We start from the raw sequence: 19,006 nt of genomic DNA, 5'->3' as shown, positions 1-19,006 counted from the left end.
GATTTTTGAATCTCTACAAAGAAAGGACGTGAATATATGGACGATATGCAAGTCTATATTGCGAATTTAGGCAAATACAATGAGGGCGAATTGGTCGGTGCGTGGTTTACCTTTCCCATTGACTTTGAGGAAGTCAAAGAGAAAATCGGCTTGAATGATGAATATGAGGAATACGCCATTCATGACTACGAGTTACCCTTTACGGTTGACGAATACACTTCCATTGGCGAACTCAATCGACTATGGGAAATGGTATCGGAATTACCCGAAGAATTACAATCGGAGCTATCTGCTCTGCTCACTCATTTTTCAAGCATTGAAGAACTAAGCGAACATCAAGAGGATATTATCATTCATTCCGATTGTGATGATATGTATGACGTGGCACGCTACTACATTGAAGAAACGGGTGCTTTAGGCGAAGTACCAGCTAGTCTTCAAAACTATATTGATTATCAAGCCTATGGTCGGGATTTAGACCTTTCAGGAACGTTTATCTCAACCAATCATGGGATTTTTGAAATCGTCTATTAAATCTGTCGGTACATTACTACTGGCAGATTTTCTATTTTACGGGGTGGCTCAATCAGCTACCCCTATTTTTTATGAAAGGATTGATTACATGAAGAAAATACGAAGCTATACCAGTATCTGGTCTGTGGAAAAGGTACTGTATTCTATCAATGATTTTAGACTTCCGTTTCCCATAACCTTTACGCAAATGACATGGTTTGTCGTGTCACTCTTTGCAGTGATGATACTTGGCAACTTGCCCCCTCTTTCCATGATAGAGGGAGCATTTCTCAAATACTTTGGGATTCCTGTGGCTTTCACATGGTTTATGTCTACAAAAACTTTTGATGGTAAAAAGCCTTATGGATTTTTGAAGTCTGTCATTGCTTATGCACTGCGACCAAAGCTGACCTATGCAGGAAAAAAAGTAACGCTTGGCAGAAACCAGCCACAAGAAGCCATTACAGCAGTTAGGAGTGAATTTTATGGCATATCCAATTAAATACATTGAAAACAATCTCGTCTGGAATAAAGACGGGGAATGTTATGCTTACTATGAGCTTGTTCCTTACAATTACTCATTTCTAAGTCCAGAACAGAAAATACAAGTGCATGATTCTTTCAGACAGCTTATCGCACAAAATCGTGATGGCAAAATTCATGCTTTACAAATCAGTACAGAATCCAGCATACGTTCTGCACAAGAGCGTTCCAAAAATGAAGTCACTGGCAAGCTCAAAGCGGTTGCCTATGACAAAATCGACCAACAGACAGACGCTTTAATATCCATGATTGGCGAAAATCAAGTGAACTACCGTTTCTTTATCGGCTTTAAGTTGCTTCTCAACGATCAGGAGTTTTCTATGAAAAGTCTTACCGTTGAAGCAAAAAATGCTTTGTCTGATTTTGTCTATGATGTGAACCATAAGCTGATGGGCGATTTTGTTAGTATGAGTAATGATGAAATCCTGCGTTTTCAGAAGATGGAAAAGCTCTTAGAAAATAAAATCTCTCGTCGTTTCAAAATCCGCAGGTTAGATAAGGACGACTTCGGCTATCTGATTGAACACCTTTACGGACAGACAGGCACTGCCTATGAAGAGTATGAGTACCATCTATCAAAGAAAAAGCTGGATAATGAAACGCTGATTAAATACTATGACTTGATTAAGCCTACTCGCTGTTTGGTGGAAGAAAAACAGCGATATTTGAAAATCCAGCAGGAAGATGAAACCGTCTATGTAGCTTACTTTACCATTAACAGCATTGTCGGAGAACTGGACTTCCCGTCCTCTGAAATCTTCTACTACCAGCAACAGCAATTTACATTCCCGATTGATACGTCAATGAATGTGGAAATTGTAGCGAATCGTAAAGCCCTATCTACTGTCCGCAATAAAAAGAAAGAACTGAAAGACTTGGATAACCACGCTTGGCAAAGTGATAATGAAACCAGCTCCAATGTGGCGGAAGCTCTGGAAAGTGTGAATGAGCTGGAAACCAATTTAGACCAAAGCAAGGAATCTATGTACAAGCTGTCTTATGTGGTAAGGGTATCAGCAAATGATCTTGACGAACTCAAACGTCGTTGTAATGAAGTGAAAGATTTTTATGACGATTTAAGCGTAAAACTGGTACGACCATTTGGGGATATGCTCGGCTTACATGAAGAATTTTTACCTGCCAGCAAGCGTTATATGAATGATTATATTCAATACGTGACCTCTGATTTCCTCGCTGGTTTAGGTTTTGGTGCTACTCAAATGCTGGGGGAAAATGAGGGGATTTATGTTGGCTACAGCTTAGATACTGGACGCAATGTCTATCTGAAACCTGCTCTTGCCAGTCAAGGGGTTAAGGGTTCAGTAACCAATGCGTTAGCGTCGGCTTTTGTTGGTTCGCTGGGTGGTGGTAAATCCTTTGCGAATAACCTTATCGTCTATTATGCGGTGCTTTATGGGGCACAAGCAGTGATTGTAGACCCAAAAGCAGAACGTGGCAGATGGAAAGAAACCTTGCCAGAGATTTCCCATGAAATCAATATCGTCACTCTGACTTCTGATGAGAAAAACAAAGGCTTACTTGACCCTTATGTGATTATGAAAAATCCCAAAGATTCTGAATCACTGGCTATTGATATTCTGACATTCCTTACGGGGATTTCCTCTCGTGATGGGGAACGCTTCCCAATCCTTAGAAAAGCCATTCGTGCAGTAACCAATAGTGAAGTACGAGGGTTGATGAAAGTGATTGAGGAATTACGGGTTGAGAATACGCCACTAAGTACCAGTATAGCCGACCATATCGAAAGTTTTACAGACTATGACTTTGCACATTTATTATTCAGTAATGGTTATGTGGAGCAGTCTATCAGCTTAGAAAAACAACTGAACATTATACAGGTTGCGGACTTGGTACTTCCCGACAAGGAAACTTCCTTTGAGGAATATACCACTATGGAGCTTTTATCCGTTGCTATGCTGATTGTCATTAGTACCTTTGCTTTAGACTTTATCCATACAGACCGAAGCATTTTCAAGATTGTAGATTTAGACGAAGCATGGAGCTTTTTACAGGTAGCACAAGGAAAAACACTATCTATGAAGCTGGTTCGGGCTGGTCGTGCTATGAACGCTGGGGTATATTTCGTGACCCAAAATACAGACGACCTCTTAGATGAAAAACTGAAAAATAACCTCGGCTTAAAATTTGCATTTCGTTCCACTGACCTTAACGAGATTAAAAAGACCTTAGCCTTTTTTGGTGTAGACCCAGAGGACGAAAACAATCAGAAGCGATTGCGTGATTTGGAAAACGGGCAATGCCTTATCAGTGATTTATATGGTCGTGTCGGTGTGATACAGTTCCACCCTGTATTTGAAGAACTGCTCCATGCCTTTGATACCAGACCACCTGTGCGAAAAGAGGTGTAAATGTGAAACCATCAATAGTAAACAGAATAAAATCAAACTGGACGCTGAAACGTCTAGGTAAAGTGGCAATGACAGTGGCTTTCACACTTGTGATTGCCATTTTTCTTTTAGCCATGCTGGGAACGGTGGTTCAAGCTGCGGGCTTGGTAGATGATACGGTCAATGTGGCAAATGAATACAGCCGATACCCACTTGAAAACTATCAACTGGATTTTTATGTGGATAATAGCTGGGGCTGGCTTCCGTGGAACTGGTCGGACGGGATTGGAAAACAGGTCATGTATGGACTATATGCCATTACCAATTTTATTTGGACAATCAGTTTGTATGTTTCCAATGCGACAGGTTACTTAGTACAGGAAGCCTATTCCTTAGACTTCATTTCCGCTACAGCAGATTCCATTGGTAAGAATATGCAGACCTTAGCTGGTGTGAGTGCAAACGGATTTTCAACAGAGGGTTTCTATGTTGGATTCCTCTTACTCTTGATTTTGGTTCTTGGGGTTTATGTTGCCTATACGGGACTGATAAAGAGAGAAACCACAAAGGCAATTCATGCCATTATGAATTTTGTGCTGGTGTTTATCCTATCGGCTTCCTTTATTGCCTACGCTCCCGACTACATTAAAAAAATCAATGACTTTTCATCAGACATCAGTAATGCCAGTTTATCACTTGGCACGAAGATTGTCATGCCCCATTCCGATAGTCAAGGCAAGGACAGCGTGGACTTAATCAGAGATAGCCTGTTTTCCATACAGGTTCAGCAACCGTGGCTACTGCTTCAATACAACAGTTCAGACATTGAAAGTATCGGTATTGACCGTGTGGAAAGCCTGCTCTCCACCAGCCCAGATTCCAACAATGGCGAAGACAGAGAAAAAATTGTTGCGGAAGAAATTGAAGACAGAAGCAATACCAATCTAACCATTACAAAGACCATTAACCGTTTAGGTACAGTCTTCTTCCTATTTGTCTTCAATATTGGGATTTCCATATTTGTATTCCTATTAACAGGAATCATGATTTTCTCGCAGGTACTTTTTATCATCTATGCTATGTTTCTGCCTGTGAGCTTTATTTTAAGCATGATTCCATCATTTGATGGTATGTCAAAACGAGCCATAACAAAGCTCTTTAATACCATTTTGACACGAGCTGGAATCACATTGATTATTACGACAGCATTTAGTATTTCAACCATGCTCTATACCTTATCGGCTGGTTATCCGTTCTTTTTGATTGCTTTTCTACAGATTGTGACCTTTGCAGGAATCTACTTCAAGCTGGGCGATTTAATGAGTATGTTTTCTCTACAGAGTAACGATTCTCAAAGTGTGGGAAGTCGTGTGATGAGAAAACCTCGTATGCTTATGCACGCTCACATGCACCGTCTACAGCGGAAACTTGGACGTTCTATGACTACTCTAGGGGCTGGGTCTGCCATTGTTACAGGTAAAAAAGGACAGTCGGGTTCGGGGAGTTCTGCAAGGACACAAGCAGATCACTCCCGACCAGACGGAAAGGAAAAATCAACACTTGGAAAACGTATCGGTCAAACCATCGGTACAGTAGCTGATACCAAAGACAGAATGGTAGACACTGCTAGTGGTTTGAAAGAACAGGTTAAAGATTTGCCGACCAATGCAAGATATGCAGTATATCAAGGAAAATCCAAAGTAAAAGAGAATGTCCGTGATTTAACCAGTAGTATTTCTCAAACCAAAGCGGACAGAGCCAGTGGACGCAAGGAACAGCAGGAACAAAGGCGAAAAACCATTGCGAAGCGTCGCTCTGAAATGGAACAGGTCAAACAGAAAAAACAGCCTGCTTCTTCTGTTCATGAAAGACCGACTACAAGACAAGAACAATATCATGATGAACAGACCTCAAAACAGTCTAATATTCAGACTTCATATAAGGAATCTCAACAAGCCAAACAAGAGCGTCCAGCAGTTAAGTCCGATTTTTCAAGTCCAAAAGTGGAACGCCAAGGCAATACCGTTCAAGAAAAAACCGTTCAAAAGCCAGCAACTTCAACCACTACAGCAGATAGAACTTCACAACGTCCAATCACAAAAGAACGTCCGTCTACTGTTCAAAGAGTACCACTACAAAATACAAGAAGTAGACCACCAATCAAAACCGCCACCATTAAGAAAGTCGGTAAGAAACCATGAAGTTGAAAACTTTAGTGATTGGTGGTTCTGGATTATTCTTGATGGTCTTCTCACTGCTTCTGTTTGTTGCCATTTTATTTTCAGATGAACAGGACAGCGGAATTTCCAATATTCATTATGGAGGTGTGAATGTTTCCGCAGAAGTGCTGGCTCATAAGCCTATGGTAGAAAAATATGCCAAAGAATATGGCGTTGAAGAATATGTCAACATACTTCTTGCGATTATACAGGTGGAATCGGGCGGTACTGCGGAAGATGTTATGCAGTCCTCGGAATCCCTCGGTCTTCCACCTAATTCATTGAGTACAGAAGAATCCATTAAGCAAGGTGTGAAGTATTTCAGTGAATTATTAGCCAGTAGCGAAAGGCTCAGTGTAGATTTAGAATCGGTTATCCAGTCCTACAATTATGGTGGTGGTTTCTTAGGGTATGTGGCTAATCGTGGAAATAAATATACCTTTGAACTGGCTCAAAGTTTCTCAAAAGAGTATTCAGGTGGCGAAAAAGTGTCTTACCCCAATCCCATAGCCATACCTGTGAATGGTGGTTGGCGATATAACTATGGAAATCAGTTTTATGTTCAGTTGGTTTCACAATACCTAACCGACACTTCCCCAACAGAATTTGATGATGAAACCGTGCAAGTCATTATGGACGAAGCCTTGAAATACGAAGGGTTTCCTATGTCTTTGGAGGGGCGTCGCCTACCACCTCTTTTGATTGTAGTGGCTTAATACAATGGGTGTATGACAAAGCTGGCATTTCTCTCCCTCGTGTCGCCCAAGATCAGTATGACGCTACGCAAGAAATCTCTATGGAAGAAGCCCAAGCAGGCGACCTTATCTTCTTTCATTCAACCTATAATGCAGGCACATATGTGACTCATGTGGCGATATATTTAGAGGGAAATCGCTTTTATCATGCAGGCGACCCAATCGGTTATGGCGACTTAAGCAGTCGTTATTGGCAAGACCATCTGATTGGGGCTAGACGTGTTATTCATAACTAAGAAAGGAATGAATCAAATGATTATAAAAATCGAGCGAAAAGAAAAGAAGGAGAAACCAAAGAAATCTAAAAAACCGAGCAAGCAAAGAAAAGTTCCGATGATTAAAGTTGGCACGCATAAGAAATTAACCTTTGTTTTATGGGTTTTATTGATTGGTAGTGTCGGATTTGGAATCTATAAAAATTTTACTGCCATTGACACTCATACTGTCCGTGAAACAGAAATCATTAAACAGCAGATTGTCGATACCAACCAAGTAGAAAGTTTTGTGAAATCCTTTGCGAAAGACTACTTTTCGTGGCAACAATCCCAAGAAGCCATTGATAAACGAAATGAGAAATTGACCCATTATTTGACGGAAGAATTGCAGGTATTAAATGAAGAAATGATTCGTAAGGATATTCCTACTAGTTCTAGTGTGAACGATATACAGGTGTGGCAGGTTTCTCAAGTGAATGAGAACACCTTTGAGGTACTGTTTTCTGTTGAACAAGTTATTACCGAAGACAAAGACAAGGAAACTATATCGTCTAGCTTTCATGTGGTTGTCCATATAGATGAATCAGATAATATGGTTATTATCAAAAATCCGACAATGAGTAAGAAACCTCAAAAATCGGACTACCAACCCAAACAGCTAGAAAGTGACCATACAGTAGATACAGAAACGATGGACGAAATCATTAGCTTTTTAGAAACGTTCTTCCAGCTCTATCCTACCGCCACAGAAAAAGAATTGACTTACTATGTAAGTAATCATGTGTTACCTATGATTAACAAGGAATATGTTTTCGAGGAATTGGTGAATCCTATCTTTACCAGAAAAGATAACCAAGTAATCGTGAATGTCGCTGTGAAATATTTAGATCAAGAAACAAAGGCAACCCAAATCTCGCAATTTGAGTTGATATTAGAAAAACAAGATAATTGGAAGATTGTAAAATAACAAATATTGGTACATGATTACAGATACTTTGTAATCATGTACTCTTTTTGATAAAAAATTGGAGATTCCTTTACAAATATGCTCTTACGTGCTATTATTTAAGTGACTATTTAAAAGGAGTTAATAAATATGCGGCAAGGTATTCTTAAATAAACTGTCAATTTGATAGCGGGAACAAATAATTAGATGTCCTTTTTTAGGAGGGCTTAGTTTTTTGTACCCAGTTTAAGAATACCTTTATCATGTGATTCTAAAGTATCCAGAGAATATCTGTATGCTTTGTATACCTATGGTTATGCATAAAAATCCCAGTGATAAAAGTATTTATCACTGGGATTTTTATGCCCTTTTGGGTTTTTGAATGGAGGAAAATCACATGAAAATTATTAATATTGGAGTTTTAGCTCATGTTGATGCAGGAAAAACTACCTTAACAGAAAGCTTATTATATAACAGTGGAGCGATTACAGAATTAGGAAGCGTGGACAAAGGTACAACGAGGACGGATAATACGCTTTTAGAACGTCAGAGAGGAATTACAATTCAGACAGGAATAACCTCTTTTCAGTGGGAAAATACGAAGGTGAACATCATAGACACGCCAGGACATATGGATTTCTTAGCAGAAGTATATCGTTCATTATCAGTTTTAGATGGGGCAATTCTACTGATTTCTGCAAAAGATGGCGTACAAGCACAAACTCGTATATTATTTCATGCACTTAGGAAAATGGGGATTCCCACAATCTTTTTTATCAATAAGATTGACCAAAATGGAATTGATTTATCAACGGTTTATCAGGATATTAAAGAGAAACTTTCTGCCGAAATTGTAATCAAACAGAAGGTAGAACTGTATCCTAATATGTGTGTGACGAACTTTACCGAATCTGAACAATGGGATACGGTAATAGAGGGAAACGATGACCTTTTAGAGAAATATATGTCCGGTAAATCATTAGAAGCATTGGAACTCGAACAAGAGGAAAGCATAAGATTTCAGAATTGTTCTCTGTTCCCTCTTTATCATGGAAGTGCAAAAAGTAATATAGGGATTGATAACCTTATAGAAGTGATTACGAATAAATTTTATTCATCAACACATCGAGGTCAGTCTGAACTTTGCGGAAAAGTTTTCAAAATTGAGTATTCGGAAAAAAGACAGCGTCTTGCATATATACGTCTTTATAGTGGCGTACTGCATTTGCGAGATTCGGTTAGAATATCGGAAAAGGAAAAAATAAAAATTACAGAAATGTATACTTCAATAAATGGTGAATTATGTAAAATCGATAAGGCTTATTCCGGGGAAATTGTTATTTTGCAGAATGAGTTTTTGAAGTTAAATAGTGTTCTTGGAGATACAAAGCTATTGCCACAGAGAGAGAGAATTGAAAATCCCCTCCCTCTGCTGCAAACGACTGTTGAACCGAGCAAACCTCAACAAAGGGAAATGTTACTTGATGCACTTTTAGAAATCTCCGACAGTGACCCGCTTCTGCGATATTATGTGGATTCTGCGACACATGAAATCATACTTTCTTTCTTAGGGAAAGTACAAATGGAAGTGACTTGTGCTCTGCTGCAAGAAAAGTATCATGTGGAGATAGAAATAAAAGAGCCTACAGTCATTTATATGGAAAGACCGTTAAAAAAAGCAGAGTATACCATTCACATCGAAGTTCCACCGAATCCTTTCTGGGCTTCCATTGGTCTATCTGTAGCACAGCTTCCATTAGGGAGCGGAGTACAGTATGAGAGCTCGGTTTCTCTTGGATACTTAAATCAATCGTTTCAAAATGCAGTTATGGAGGGGATACGCTATGGCTGTGAACAAGGATTGTATGGTTGGAATGTGACGGACTGTAAAATCTGTTTTAAGTATGGCTTATACTATAGCCCTGTTAGTACCCCAGCAGATTTTCGGATGCTTGCTCCTATTGTATTGGAACAAGTCTTAAAAAAAGCTGGAACAGAATTGTTAGAGCCATATCTTAGTTTTAAAATTTATGCGCCACAGGAATATCTTTCACGAGCATACAACGATGCTCCTAAATATTGTGCGAACATCGTAGACACTCAATTGAAAAATAATGAGGTCATTCTTAGTGGAGAAATCCCTGCTCGGTGTATTCAAGAATATCGTAGTGATTTAACTTTCTTTACAAATGGACGTAGTGTTTGTTTAACAGAGTTAAAAGGGTACCATGTTACTACCGGTGAACCTGTTTGCCAGCCCCGTCGTCCAAATAGTCGGATAGATAAAGTACGATATATGTTCAATAAAATAACTTAGTGTATTTTATGTTGTTATATAAATATGGTTTCTTGTTAAATAAGATGAAATATTTTTTAATAAAGATTTGAATTAAAGTGTAAAGGAGGAGATAGTTATTATAAACTACAAGTGGATATTGTGTCCTGTATGTGGAAATAAAACACGATTAAAGATAAGGGAAGATACTGAATTAAAAAAATTCCCCCTCTATTGTCCGAAATGCAGACAAGAAAATTTAATTGAAATAAAGCAGTTCAAAGTAACTGTGATTACAGAGCCAGACGCAAAGACGCAGAGCCGATAAAATGAGATTAATACAATCTCATTTTATCGGCTCTTTTCGTTATGTATGGATTCTTTTAATTAGTCTTCGATGTTTCTTGCTTCGTTGATACCGCTGGCTAAAGATTCCATTAAGGATAGTTCTTTGTCTGTAAAGCTATCCATGTATTTCTCTATCTGTAATCGTCGGGTGCTTTTTACCAAGTTATTAGCAGGTAGGGGTCCCGAGCGCCTACGAGGAATTTGTATCGATAAGAAATAGATTTAAAAATTTCGCTGTTATTTTGTACATTTAACTTGACGGTGACATCTCTCTATTGTGAGTTATTAGTGGTACAGTTTTCAACCGTTTTAATTATAAAAAAGTGGTGCATTATCTTAAAATTTTGTATAATAGGAATTGAAGTTAAATTAGATGCTAAAAATTTGTAATTAAGAAGGAGGGATTCGTCATGTTGGTATTCCAAATGCGTAATGTAGATAAAACATCTACTGTTTTGAAACAGACTAAAAACAGTGATTACGCAGATAAATAAATACGTTAGATTAATTCCTACCAGTGACTAATCTTATGACTTTTTAAACAGATAACTAAAATTACAAACAAATCGTTTAACTTCTGTATTTATTTATAGATGTAATCACTTCAGGAGTGATTACATGAACAAAAATATAAAATATTCTCAAAACTTTTTAACGAGTGAAAAAGTACTCAACCAAATAATAAAACAATTGAATTTAAAAGAAACCGATACCGTTTACGAAATTGGAACAGGTAAAGGGCATTTAACGACGAAACTGGCTAAAATAAGTAAACAGGTAACGTCTATTGAATTAGACAGTCATCTATTCAACTTATCGTCAGAAAAATTAAAACTGAACATTCGTGTCACTTTAATTCACCAAGATATTCTACAGTTTCAATTCCCTAACAAACAGAGGTATAAAATTGTTGGGAATATTCCTTACCATTTAAGCACACAAATTATTAAAAAAGTGGTTTTTGAAAGCCATGCGTCTGACATCTATCTGATTGTTGAAGAAGGATTCTACAAGCGTACCTTGGATATTCACCGAACACTAGGGTTGCTCTTGCACACTCAAGTCTCGATTCAGCAATTGCTTAAGCTGCCAGCGGAATGCTTTCATCCTAAACCAAAAGTAAACAGTGTCTTAATAAAACTTACCCGCCATACCACAGATGTTCCAGATAAATATTGGAAGCTATATACGTACTTTGTTTCAAAATGGGTCAATCGAGAATATCGTCAACTGTTTACTAAAAATCAGTTTCATCAAGCAATGAAACACGCCAAAGTAAACAATTTAAGTACCGTTACTTATGAGCAAGTATTGTCTATTTTTAATAGTTATCTATTATTTAACGGGAGGAAATAATTCTATGAGTCGCTTTTGTAAATTTGGAAAGTTACACGTTACTAAAGGGAATGTAGATAAATTATTAGGTATACTACTGACAGCTTCCAAGGAGCTAAAGAGGTCCCTAGCGCCTACGGGGAATTTGTATCGATAAGGAATAGATTTAAAAATTTCGCTGTTATTTTGTACAATAAGGATAAATTTGAATGGTACCATAAACGACCGTTTATGGTACCTTTTCATTTTCCTGCTTTTTCTAAATGTTTTTTAAGTAAATCAAGTACCAAAATCCGTTCCTTTTTCATAGTTCCTATATAGTTATACTTAATGAGTTATGGTACATTTAAATTATAAAATTAAGGAGGTTTTTTTATGATTTTTGGCTATGCTCGAGTGAGTACGGATGATCAAAATCTTAGTTTACAAATTGATGCACTTACTCATTATGGAATTGATAAATTATTTCAAGAAAAAGTAACTGGTGCGAAAAAAGACCGACCGCAATTAGAAGAAATGATCAACCTACTACGTGAAGGAGATTCTGTTGTCATTTACAAGTTAGATCGAATTTCACGATCAACTAAACATTTGATTGAACTTTCTGAATTATTTGAAGAACTTAGTGTCAATTTTATATCTATTCAAGATAACGTAGATACTTCAACGTCTATGGGAAGATTCTTTTTCCGAGTTATGGCTAGTTTAGCAGAACTGGAACGGGATATTATTATTGAACGAACTAACTCTGGTCTTAAGGCAGCCAGAGTCCGAGGAAAAAAAGGGGGCCGTCCAAGTAAAGGTAAGCTATCAATTGATTTAGCTTTAAAAATGTATGACAGCAAAGAGTATTCTATTCGTCAAATTCTTGATGCCTCTAAATTAAGCAAAACAACCTTTTACCGTTACCTCAATAAAAGGAATGCTTAAGATATGGCTATGAAAAGAATTTTAACTACTTCACAGCGTGAACAACTTCTTTCTGTAGACCACTTATCAGAAGAGGATTTTAAAGCGTATTTTAGTTTTTCTGATTATGATCTGGAGGTTATTAATCAACACCGTGGAAAGGTCAATAAACTAGGATTTGCGATACAACTTTGTTTGGCCCGGTATCCTGGGTGTTCTTTAAGTAATTGGCCGATTAAATCAACCAGACTAACTTCTTATGTGAGTCGACAGCTCCATCTTGATGCAATTGATTTAAATTCATATGATCATAGAAATACACGTGCAAATCACTTCAACGAGATCTTAGAAGTATTCAACTATCATCGATTCGGTAGTGCTAATACACAAAAACAGTTAATAGAATATTTAATTGAACTAGCTTTAGAAAATGATGACTCTATCTATCTAATGAAAAAAACAATTGATTTCTTAACTCGAAAAAGAATTATTTTTCCATCTATAGCTACACTTGAAGACATTATAAGCCGCTGTCGAGATAAAGCAGAAAACAACTTATTTTCAATATTACTCTGTTCATTAACAGATATACAAATTGAAAAACTAGAGAGTTTGTTTCAAATTTATGAAGAGACGAAAATAACTAAACTCGCTTGGCTAAAAGACATTCCAGGTAAGGCAAATCCAGAAAGCTTTATGAGTATTTGTAAAAAAGTGGAAGTGATTGCTTCCATGGGACTCGGGACAATTAATGTCTCCCATATTAATCGGAACAGGTTTCTTCAGCTAGCTAGACTAGGGGAAAATTATGATGCATATGACTTCTCCCGTTTTGAGCTTGAAAAAAGATACTCTTTACTTATTGCTTTTTTAGTCAATCATCATCAATATCTGATCGATCAACTGATTGAGATTAATGACCGCATTTTAGCAAGTATTAAACGCAAAGGGACACGTGATTCACAAGAACAGTTAAAAGAAAAAGGAAAATTGGCTACTAAAAAATTGGAACATTATGCTTCTTTAATTGATGCTCTTCACTTTGCAAAAGATAATGATAGTAATCCTTTTGACGAAATTGAACGAATCATGCCTTGGGAAGATTTAGTACAAGATGGAGAAGAAGCTAAAAAAATTACAGGTAATAAAAATCATGGCTATTTAGAAATGGTTCGAAATAAAGCTAATTACCTCCGAAGATACACGCCAATGTTATTGAGGACCCTTTCGTTCAAAGCAACTCCGGCAGCAAATCCAGTCCTCATGGCCCTAACTCAACTAACTGATTTACACAATAGTGGTAAAAGAAAAATACCGGCAGATACTTCTACTGATTTTGTGAGTAAAAAATGGAAAAGCCTTGTTCGGCCAGAAGAGGGGAAAATAGATCGGTCTTACTATGAGTTAGTAGCTTTCACCGAGCTAAAGAACAATATTCGATCAGGAGATATTTCAGTTGAAGGAAGTATGATCCATCGAAATATTGATGATTACTTAGTTGATTTATCTGCTTGTATTGATTCAGAAACTATTCCAGACACGTTTGAGGACTATTTAAAGGATCGGGAAATAATTTTAGATTTACAGCTTCAATTTTATTCGACAGTTGATAAGAGAATTTCAAGAGCAAACCTTAAAAAGTTGGAAAAAGTTACACCTAGCGAAGCAGAAATATATAGAAAAAAACTTTATTCAATAATTCCTAAGATAAGGCTTAGTGATCTTTTAATTGAGGTGGACAGTTGGACCAACTTTTCACAAGAATTTAGTCATGATTCTACAGGGAAACCGCCGAGTGAACAAGAAAGAAAAATTATTTTTGCTGCTTTGCTGGGTTTAGGGATGAATATTGGTCTTGAAAAAATGGCCCAATCAACTCCTGGAATTTCTTATTCTCAGTTAGCCAATGCCAAACAATGGCGCTTTTATAAAGAAGCTCTGACTCGTGCTCAATCTGTTTTGGTTAATTATCAGTTAAAGCTTCCTGTTGCAGACTTTTGGGGTGAAGGAAAAACCACTGCTTCAGACGGAATGCGCGTCCCAGTGGGCGTCTCAGCTCTAAAATCCGATGTTAATCCACATTACAAAAGTATGGAAAAAGGAGCTACAATGATTCGATCAATAAATGATAGGCATACGACTCATCATATCGAGGTTGCTTCAACTAATACAAGGGAAGCTACTCATACCCTTGATGGCCTACTTTATCATGAAACAGATCTAGATATTGAGGAACATTTTACTGATACAAATGGGTATTCTGATCAGGTGTTTGGAATGACCGCATTACTAGGCTTTGATTTTGAACCTCGCATCAGAAATATAAAAAAATCACAATTATTTTCTATCAAATCACCTTCCTACTACCCTAACTTATCAGAAGATATAAGCGGAAAAATCAATGTAAAAATTATTGAAGAAAACTATGATGAAATTAAACGAATCGCCTATTCGATTCAAACAGGAAAAGTATCTAGTTCTTTACTATTAGGAAAGCTAGGCTCATACGCACGTAAGAATAGAGTAGCTCTTGCACTGAGAGAACTAGGTCGCATTGAAAAGAGCATTTTTATGATAGATTATATTACAGATAGTGAGCTACGGCGAAGGATCACTCATGGACTAAATAAGACAGAAGCGATTAATGCTTTAGCTAGAGAACTATTTTTTGGGCGACGCGGAAAATTTATGGAGCGCGATATTCGCCGACAACTTCAAAGTGCTAGTGCGCTTAATGTGTTAATAAATGCAATAAGTATATGGAACGCCGTCTACTTACAAGCAGCTTATAATTATCTCGTCAAAATAGATCCCGAAGTAACTAAGTATATGAAGCATGTATCTCCTATTAATTGGGAGCATATCACTTTTCTTGGAGAGTATAAATTTGACTTGTTATCTATTCCTAAACACTTAAGAGAATTGAATATAAAAAATAAATAGGCCTTGAAACATTGGTTTAGTGGGAATTTGTACCCCTTATCGATACAAATTCCCACTAAGCGCTCGGGACCCCAGGTAAGAAAAATTCATCAACGGAAACATGAAGTAACGATACAAGGTCATAAAGAACTTGTATGCTGGGGTGTTGCCCTTTATTTTCAATATTAGTTAAGTACCGTGGGTCAATTTCAATCAATGCTCCCACTTGTTCACGAGTTAAACCTCGTTTCAATCGAGCTTCTTTAATGGCTAAACCAAAGGCTCTAAAATCATATTTATCTTCTTTTTTACGCATAGTAGACCACCTCTATACATTTTATTGTTCCTACTGAATTAAAAACAGGTATAGAAAAACGTGTTATATGGTTTATAGGTTTATATTTAATAAAAAGCACTACTAAACGCCAATAAAAAAAACCGTTATATGGTAGTGCTATTTACGCTGTTAAAATATTGTATATTACTTCCAAATGGCGGTTTGTTGGAGGTCAACGTCGCCATGAAGTACATCATATACAATAAATTTCCTTACATTGGGTTCTTGTCAAAAAAAGTCGTCTATCTGCAATAGATAAGTACGTCCACCAATGTGGTTTTATAAATCATATAGATAGAATAACAGAAGCATGTAAACAGAGAAATAAATCTGTTTATATGCTTTTTTGGCTATTCAGAACTTTTTTACAAAGTTTATTTATCAGTAATGCAACAAATCCCCCTTTCACATTGGGACTAAGAGTGAAAGGAGATAAACGAGCAAGGCTCACTTCCTTTCCTAGACAGAAAGGGGGTGAGAAACATGAAACCATCTTCTTTTCAGACCACAATAGAAAATCAGTTTGACTATATCTGTAAACGTGCTATGGAAGACGAGCGAAAGAATTATATGCTTTATCTTTCAAGGATTGCAAAGCGTGAGGTGTCCTTTTCGGATGTTGGCGATTATCTTGTTAGCCAGTTTGCGACAACAGATAACTATTCAACTGACTTTCAGATTTTTACACTCAATGGGTTATCAGTAGGCGTTGAAAATGATTTGTTGAGTGAAGCATTACGTTAGTTGCCAGACAAGAAACGTGAAATTCTACTGCTGTTTTACTTTATGGACATGAGCGATTCAGAAATTGCAGACCTGTTGAAATTGAACCGTTCTACTGTCTATCGGCATAGAACCAGTGGACTAGCCTTAATTAAAAAGTTTATGGAGGAATTTGAAGAATGAAAACACAATATCCTATGATTCCCTTTCCTCTCATTGTAAAGGCAACAGATGGCGATACCGAAGCGATTAACCAGATTCTACATCATTACAGAGGGTACATAACGAAGCGTTCCCTACGACTTATGAAAGATGAATATGGCAATCAAAGTATGGTCGTTGATGAAGTCTTACGTGGAAGAATGGAAACCAGACTGATTACAAAGATTTTGTCATTTGAAATTAAGTAATATCCTCTCTCCTTTCGTGGAAGCGTGCTAAACCATTCCACGCTTCCCGAACAGGGAGGTTTGTTATTCCACCAAAGCATATTGAGCTTTCAATGTGTTTTGATAGGCTAACGAGCCATTGTTCTTTGAAAACTGAATAAAAGTAATCGAATACGTTTCGATAAGAAAAGAGCCAACGGAACTAACCGCCATGACCTATCTTATAAAGATAGCGAGCGATTCATGTTAGTGATCCGAGAAGCAATCTTTAGCAGGATTGCCTGCAACGACATTCTTATCGTGATAATGATACTCCCATACAGTCAATAGTCCGAGCGTGATAAAACCGTCGCAGGCAATGAGTATGGCTACATGAGAACCATGCAGGGGTGGAACTCCCGTGAGCTTTGCTAAAGCTGTTCGATTGCTGGTAAAACAACTTTTATGAAATCCAAATAAGTGATTTGGAAAGGAGGATTTTATGAAGCAGACTGACATTCCTATTTGGGAACGTTATACCCTAACCATTGAAGAAGCGTCAAAATATTTTCGTATTGGCGAAAACAAGCTACGACGCTTGGCAGAGGAAAATAAAAATGCAAATTGGCTGATTATGAATGGCAATCGTATTCAGATTAAACGAAAACAATTTGAAAAAATTATAGATACATTGGACGCAATCTAGCGTCGCCAAAGGGTCTTGTATATGATAAAATAGTATTAAGTCGTATCAAGGCTCTTTCCATAAAGGAAAGGAGCAAATGCCATGTCAGAAAAAAGACGTGACAATAAAGGTCGAATCTTAAAGACTGGAGAGAGCCAACGAAAAGACGGAAGATACTTATACAAATATATAGATTCATTTGGAGAACCGCAATTTGTTTACTCGTGGAAACTTGTGGCTACAGACCGAGTACCAGCAGGAAAGCGTGATTGTATCTCACTTAGAGAGAAAATCGCAGAGTTACAGAAAGACATTCATGATGGTATTGATGTTGTAGGAAAGAAAATGACACTCTGCCAGCTTTACGCAAAACAGAACGCTCAAAGACCAAAGGTTAGAAAAAACACTGAAACTGGACGCAAATATCTTATGGATATTTTGAAGAAAGACAAGTTAGGTGTAAGAAGTATTGACAGTATTAAGCCATCAGACGCTAAAGAATGGGCTATTAGAATGAGTGAAAATGGTTATGCTTATCAAACCATCAATAACTACAAACGTTCTTTAAAGGCTTCATTCTATATTGCTATACAAGATGATTGTGTTCGGAAGAATCCATTTGACTTTCAACTGAAAGCAGTTCTTGATGATGATACTGTCCCTAAGACCGTACTAACAGAAGAACAGGAAGAAAAACTGTTAGCCTTTGCAAAAGCTGATAAAACCTACAGCAAAAATTATGATGAAATTCTGATACTCTTAAAAACAGGTCTTCGTATTTCAGAGTTTGGTGGTTTGACACTTCCAGATTTAGATTTTGAGAATCGTCTTGTCAATATAGACCATCAGCTATTGAGAGATACTGAAATTGGGTACTACATTGAAACACCAAAGACCAAAAGTGGCGAACGTCAAGTTCCTATGGTTGAAGAAGCCTATCAAGCATTTAAGCGAGTGTTAGCGAATCGAAAGAATGATAAGCGTGTTGAGATTGATGGATATAGTGATTTCCTCTTTCTTAATAGAAAGAACTATCCAAAAGTGGCAAGTGATTACAACGGCATGATGAAAGGTCTTGTTAAGAAATACAATAAGTATAACGAGGATAAATTGCCACACATCACTCCACATAGTTTGCGACATACATTCTGTACCAACTATGCAAATGCAGGAATGAATCCAAAGGCATTACAGTACATTATGGGACATGCTAATATAGCCATGACGCTGAACTATTACGCACATGCAACATTCGATTCTGCAATGGCAGAAATGAAACGCTTGAATAAAGAGAAGCAACAGGAGCGTCTTGTTGCTTAGTAGTACAAATGAATTTACTACTTATTTACCACTTCTGACAGCTAAGACATGAGGAAATATGCAAAGAAACGTGAAGTATCTTCCTACAGTAAAAATACTCGAAAGCACATAGAATAAGGCTTTACGAGCATTTAAGAAAATATAAAAAGATAATTAGAAATTTATACTTTGTTTAGTCATAAAAATATTGTAATTCTCATTACTCTCTCATTAATTCTAAGTAG

At 37.2% G+C, this 19,006-nt stretch carries 19 protein-coding genes and 1 pseudogene; 18 read left to right on the top strand and 2 right to left on the bottom strand.

The features are described 5' to 3' along the window. Positions 1 to 36 precede the first annotated feature (36 nt). From VEIT17_RS07935 to VEIT17_RS07895, 9 genes and pseudogenes are all read left to right on the top strand, one after another. Positions 37 to 534: an antirestriction protein ArdA gene (locus VEIT17_RS07935; RefSeq protein ID WP_000342539.1), complete on the top strand. Its 498-nt coding sequence runs from the start codon at positions 37 to 39 to the stop codon at positions 532 to 534. Beyond that, positions 509 to 1,015, top strand: a complete 507-nt coding sequence (locus VEIT17_RS07930) for a conjugal transfer protein (protein WP_000506270.1) — start codon at positions 509 to 511, stop codon at positions 1,013 to 1,015. Before VEIT17_RS07935 ends, VEIT17_RS07930 begins: the two co-directional genes overlap by 26 nt. Further along, positions 999 to 3,446 carry a conjugal transfer ATPase TcpF gene (tcpF, locus tag VEIT17_RS07925; RefSeq protein WP_000331160.1) on the top strand — a complete coding sequence of 816 codons (2,448 nt, stop codon included), beginning with the start codon at positions 999 to 1,001 and terminating at the stop codon, positions 3,444 to 3,446. The genes VEIT17_RS07930 and tcpF overlap by 17 nt, the downstream gene beginning before the upstream one ends. A 2-nt stretch (positions 3,447 to 3,448) precedes the next feature. Continuing rightward, positions 3,449 to 5,626, top strand: a complete 2,178-nt coding sequence (locus VEIT17_RS07920; protein ID WP_000804748.1) for a CD3337/EF1877 family mobilome membrane protein — start codon at positions 3,449 to 3,451, stop codon at positions 5,624 to 5,626. Further along, a pseudogene (locus VEIT17_RS07915) lies at positions 5,623 to 6,635 on the top strand (bifunctional lytic transglycosylase/C40 family peptidase). The gene VEIT17_RS07920 and the pseudogene VEIT17_RS07915 overlap by 4 nt, the downstream one beginning before the upstream one ends. A 7-nt stretch (positions 6,636 to 6,642) precedes the next feature. Next, positions 6,643 to 7,581 (top strand): conjugal transfer protein, encoded by a 939-nt coding sequence (locus VEIT17_RS07910; protein ID WP_078377190.1) that lies wholly within the window; start codon positions 6,643 to 6,645, stop codon positions 7,579 to 7,581. A 274-nt stretch (positions 7,582 to 7,855) separates the two neighbouring features. Next, complete coding sequence (locus tag VEIT17_RS07905; protein ID WP_011058339.1) at positions 7,856 to 7,942, top strand: tetracycline resistance determinant leader peptide; 87 nt, start codon at positions 7,856 to 7,858, stop codon at positions 7,940 to 7,942. Positions 7,943 to 7,957: 15 nt separating this feature from the next. Further along, complete coding sequence (gene tet(M), locus VEIT17_RS07900; RefSeq protein ID WP_000691741.1) at positions 7,958 to 9,877, top strand: tetracycline resistance ribosomal protection protein Tet(M); 1,920 nt, start codon at positions 7,958 to 7,960, stop codon at positions 9,875 to 9,877. 118 nt (positions 9,878 to 9,995) lie between these two features. Then, positions 9,996 to 10,163: a cysteine-rich KTR domain-containing protein gene (locus VEIT17_RS07895; protein WP_000336323.1), complete on the top strand. Its 168-nt coding sequence runs from the start codon at positions 9,996 to 9,998 to the stop codon at positions 10,161 to 10,163. Positions 10,164 to 10,222: 59 nt separating this feature from the next. On the opposite strand, the gene VEIT17_RS07890 is transcribed toward VEIT17_RS07895, so the two are convergent. Beyond that, positions 10,223 to 10,345, bottom strand: a complete 123-nt coding sequence (locus VEIT17_RS07890; RefSeq protein ID WP_427876568.1) for a hypothetical protein — start codon at positions 10,343 to 10,345, stop codon at positions 10,223 to 10,225. Between the two features lie 248 nt (positions 10,346 to 10,593). On the opposite strand from VEIT17_RS07890, the gene VEIT17_RS07885 reads away from it, so the two are divergent. The 4 genes from VEIT17_RS07885 to VEIT17_RS07870 all read left to right on the top strand — a co-directional run bounded on the left by VEIT17_RS07885 (position 10,594) and on the right by VEIT17_RS07870 (position 15,370). Continuing rightward, positions 10,594 to 10,677: a 23S rRNA methyltransferase attenuation leader peptide gene (locus VEIT17_RS07885; protein WP_001814874.1), complete on the top strand. Its 84-nt coding sequence runs from the start codon at positions 10,594 to 10,596 to the stop codon at positions 10,675 to 10,677. Between the two features lie 124 nt (positions 10,678 to 10,801). Further along, entirely contained in the window at positions 10,802 to 11,539 is a 738-nt protein-coding gene (gene erm(B), locus VEIT17_RS07880) for a 23S rRNA (adenine(2058)-N(6))-methyltransferase Erm(B) (protein WP_001038790.1), read from the top strand. A gap of 354 nt (positions 11,540 to 11,893) precedes the next feature. Beyond that, positions 11,894 to 12,448: a recombinase family protein gene (locus VEIT17_RS07875; RefSeq protein ID WP_000576156.1), complete on the top strand. Its 555-nt coding sequence runs from the start codon at positions 11,894 to 11,896 to the stop codon at positions 12,446 to 12,448. Positions 12,449 to 12,451: 3 nt separating this feature from the next. Next, positions 12,452 to 15,370 (top strand): Tn3 family transposase, encoded by a 2,919-nt coding sequence (locus tag VEIT17_RS07870; protein WP_001240982.1) that lies wholly within the window; start codon positions 12,452 to 12,454, stop codon positions 15,368 to 15,370. A 55-nt stretch (positions 15,371 to 15,425) separates the two neighbouring features. Here VEIT17_RS07870 and VEIT17_RS07865 read toward each other — a convergent pair whose 3' ends face one another. Beyond that, on the bottom strand, positions 15,426 to 15,665 hold the full coding sequence (locus VEIT17_RS07865; RefSeq protein ID WP_001227348.1) for a helix-turn-helix domain-containing protein: 240 nt from the start codon (positions 15,663 to 15,665) through the stop codon (positions 15,426 to 15,428). A gap of 504 nt (positions 15,666 to 16,169) precedes the next feature. Between VEIT17_RS07865 and VEIT17_RS09975 the strand changes: the two genes are divergently transcribed. From VEIT17_RS09975 to VEIT17_RS07845, 5 genes are all read left to right on the top strand, one after another. Continuing rightward, positions 16,170 to 16,430 carry a hypothetical protein gene (locus VEIT17_RS09975; protein WP_426098233.1) on the top strand — a complete coding sequence of 87 codons (261 nt, stop codon included), beginning with the start codon at positions 16,170 to 16,172 and terminating at the stop codon, positions 16,428 to 16,430. Further along, positions 16,431 to 16,592, top strand: coding sequence for an RNA polymerase sigma factor (locus tag VEIT17_RS09970; RefSeq protein ID WP_009431784.1), 162 nt, complete (start codon positions 16,431 to 16,433; stop codon positions 16,590 to 16,592). Then, positions 16,589 to 16,819 carry a helix-turn-helix domain-containing protein gene (locus VEIT17_RS07855; protein ID WP_000857133.1) on the top strand — a complete coding sequence of 77 codons (231 nt, stop codon included), beginning with the start codon at positions 16,589 to 16,591 and terminating at the stop codon, positions 16,817 to 16,819. The genes VEIT17_RS09970 and VEIT17_RS07855 overlap by 4 nt, the downstream gene beginning before the upstream one ends. Before the next feature lie 460 nt (positions 16,820 to 17,279). Further along, positions 17,280 to 17,483 carry an excisionase gene (locus tag VEIT17_RS07850; RefSeq protein ID WP_000814511.1) on the top strand — a complete coding sequence of 68 codons (204 nt, stop codon included), beginning with the start codon at positions 17,280 to 17,282 and terminating at the stop codon, positions 17,481 to 17,483. Positions 17,484 to 17,564: 81 nt separating this feature from the next. Further along, positions 17,565 to 18,782 (top strand): tyrosine-type recombinase/integrase, encoded by a 1,218-nt coding sequence (locus VEIT17_RS07845; protein ID WP_001291561.1) that lies wholly within the window; start codon positions 17,565 to 17,567, stop codon positions 18,780 to 18,782. Positions 18,783 to 19,006 lie beyond the last annotated feature (224 nt).

This window comes from Veillonella nakazawae, assembly GCF_013393365.1.
Lineage (GTDB): Bacteria > Bacillota > Negativicutes > Veillonellales > Veillonellaceae > Veillonella > Veillonella nakazawae.
The sequence above is the reverse complement of the archived record's forward strand: the minus strand, read 5'-3'. Positions and strand labels throughout refer to the sequence as shown.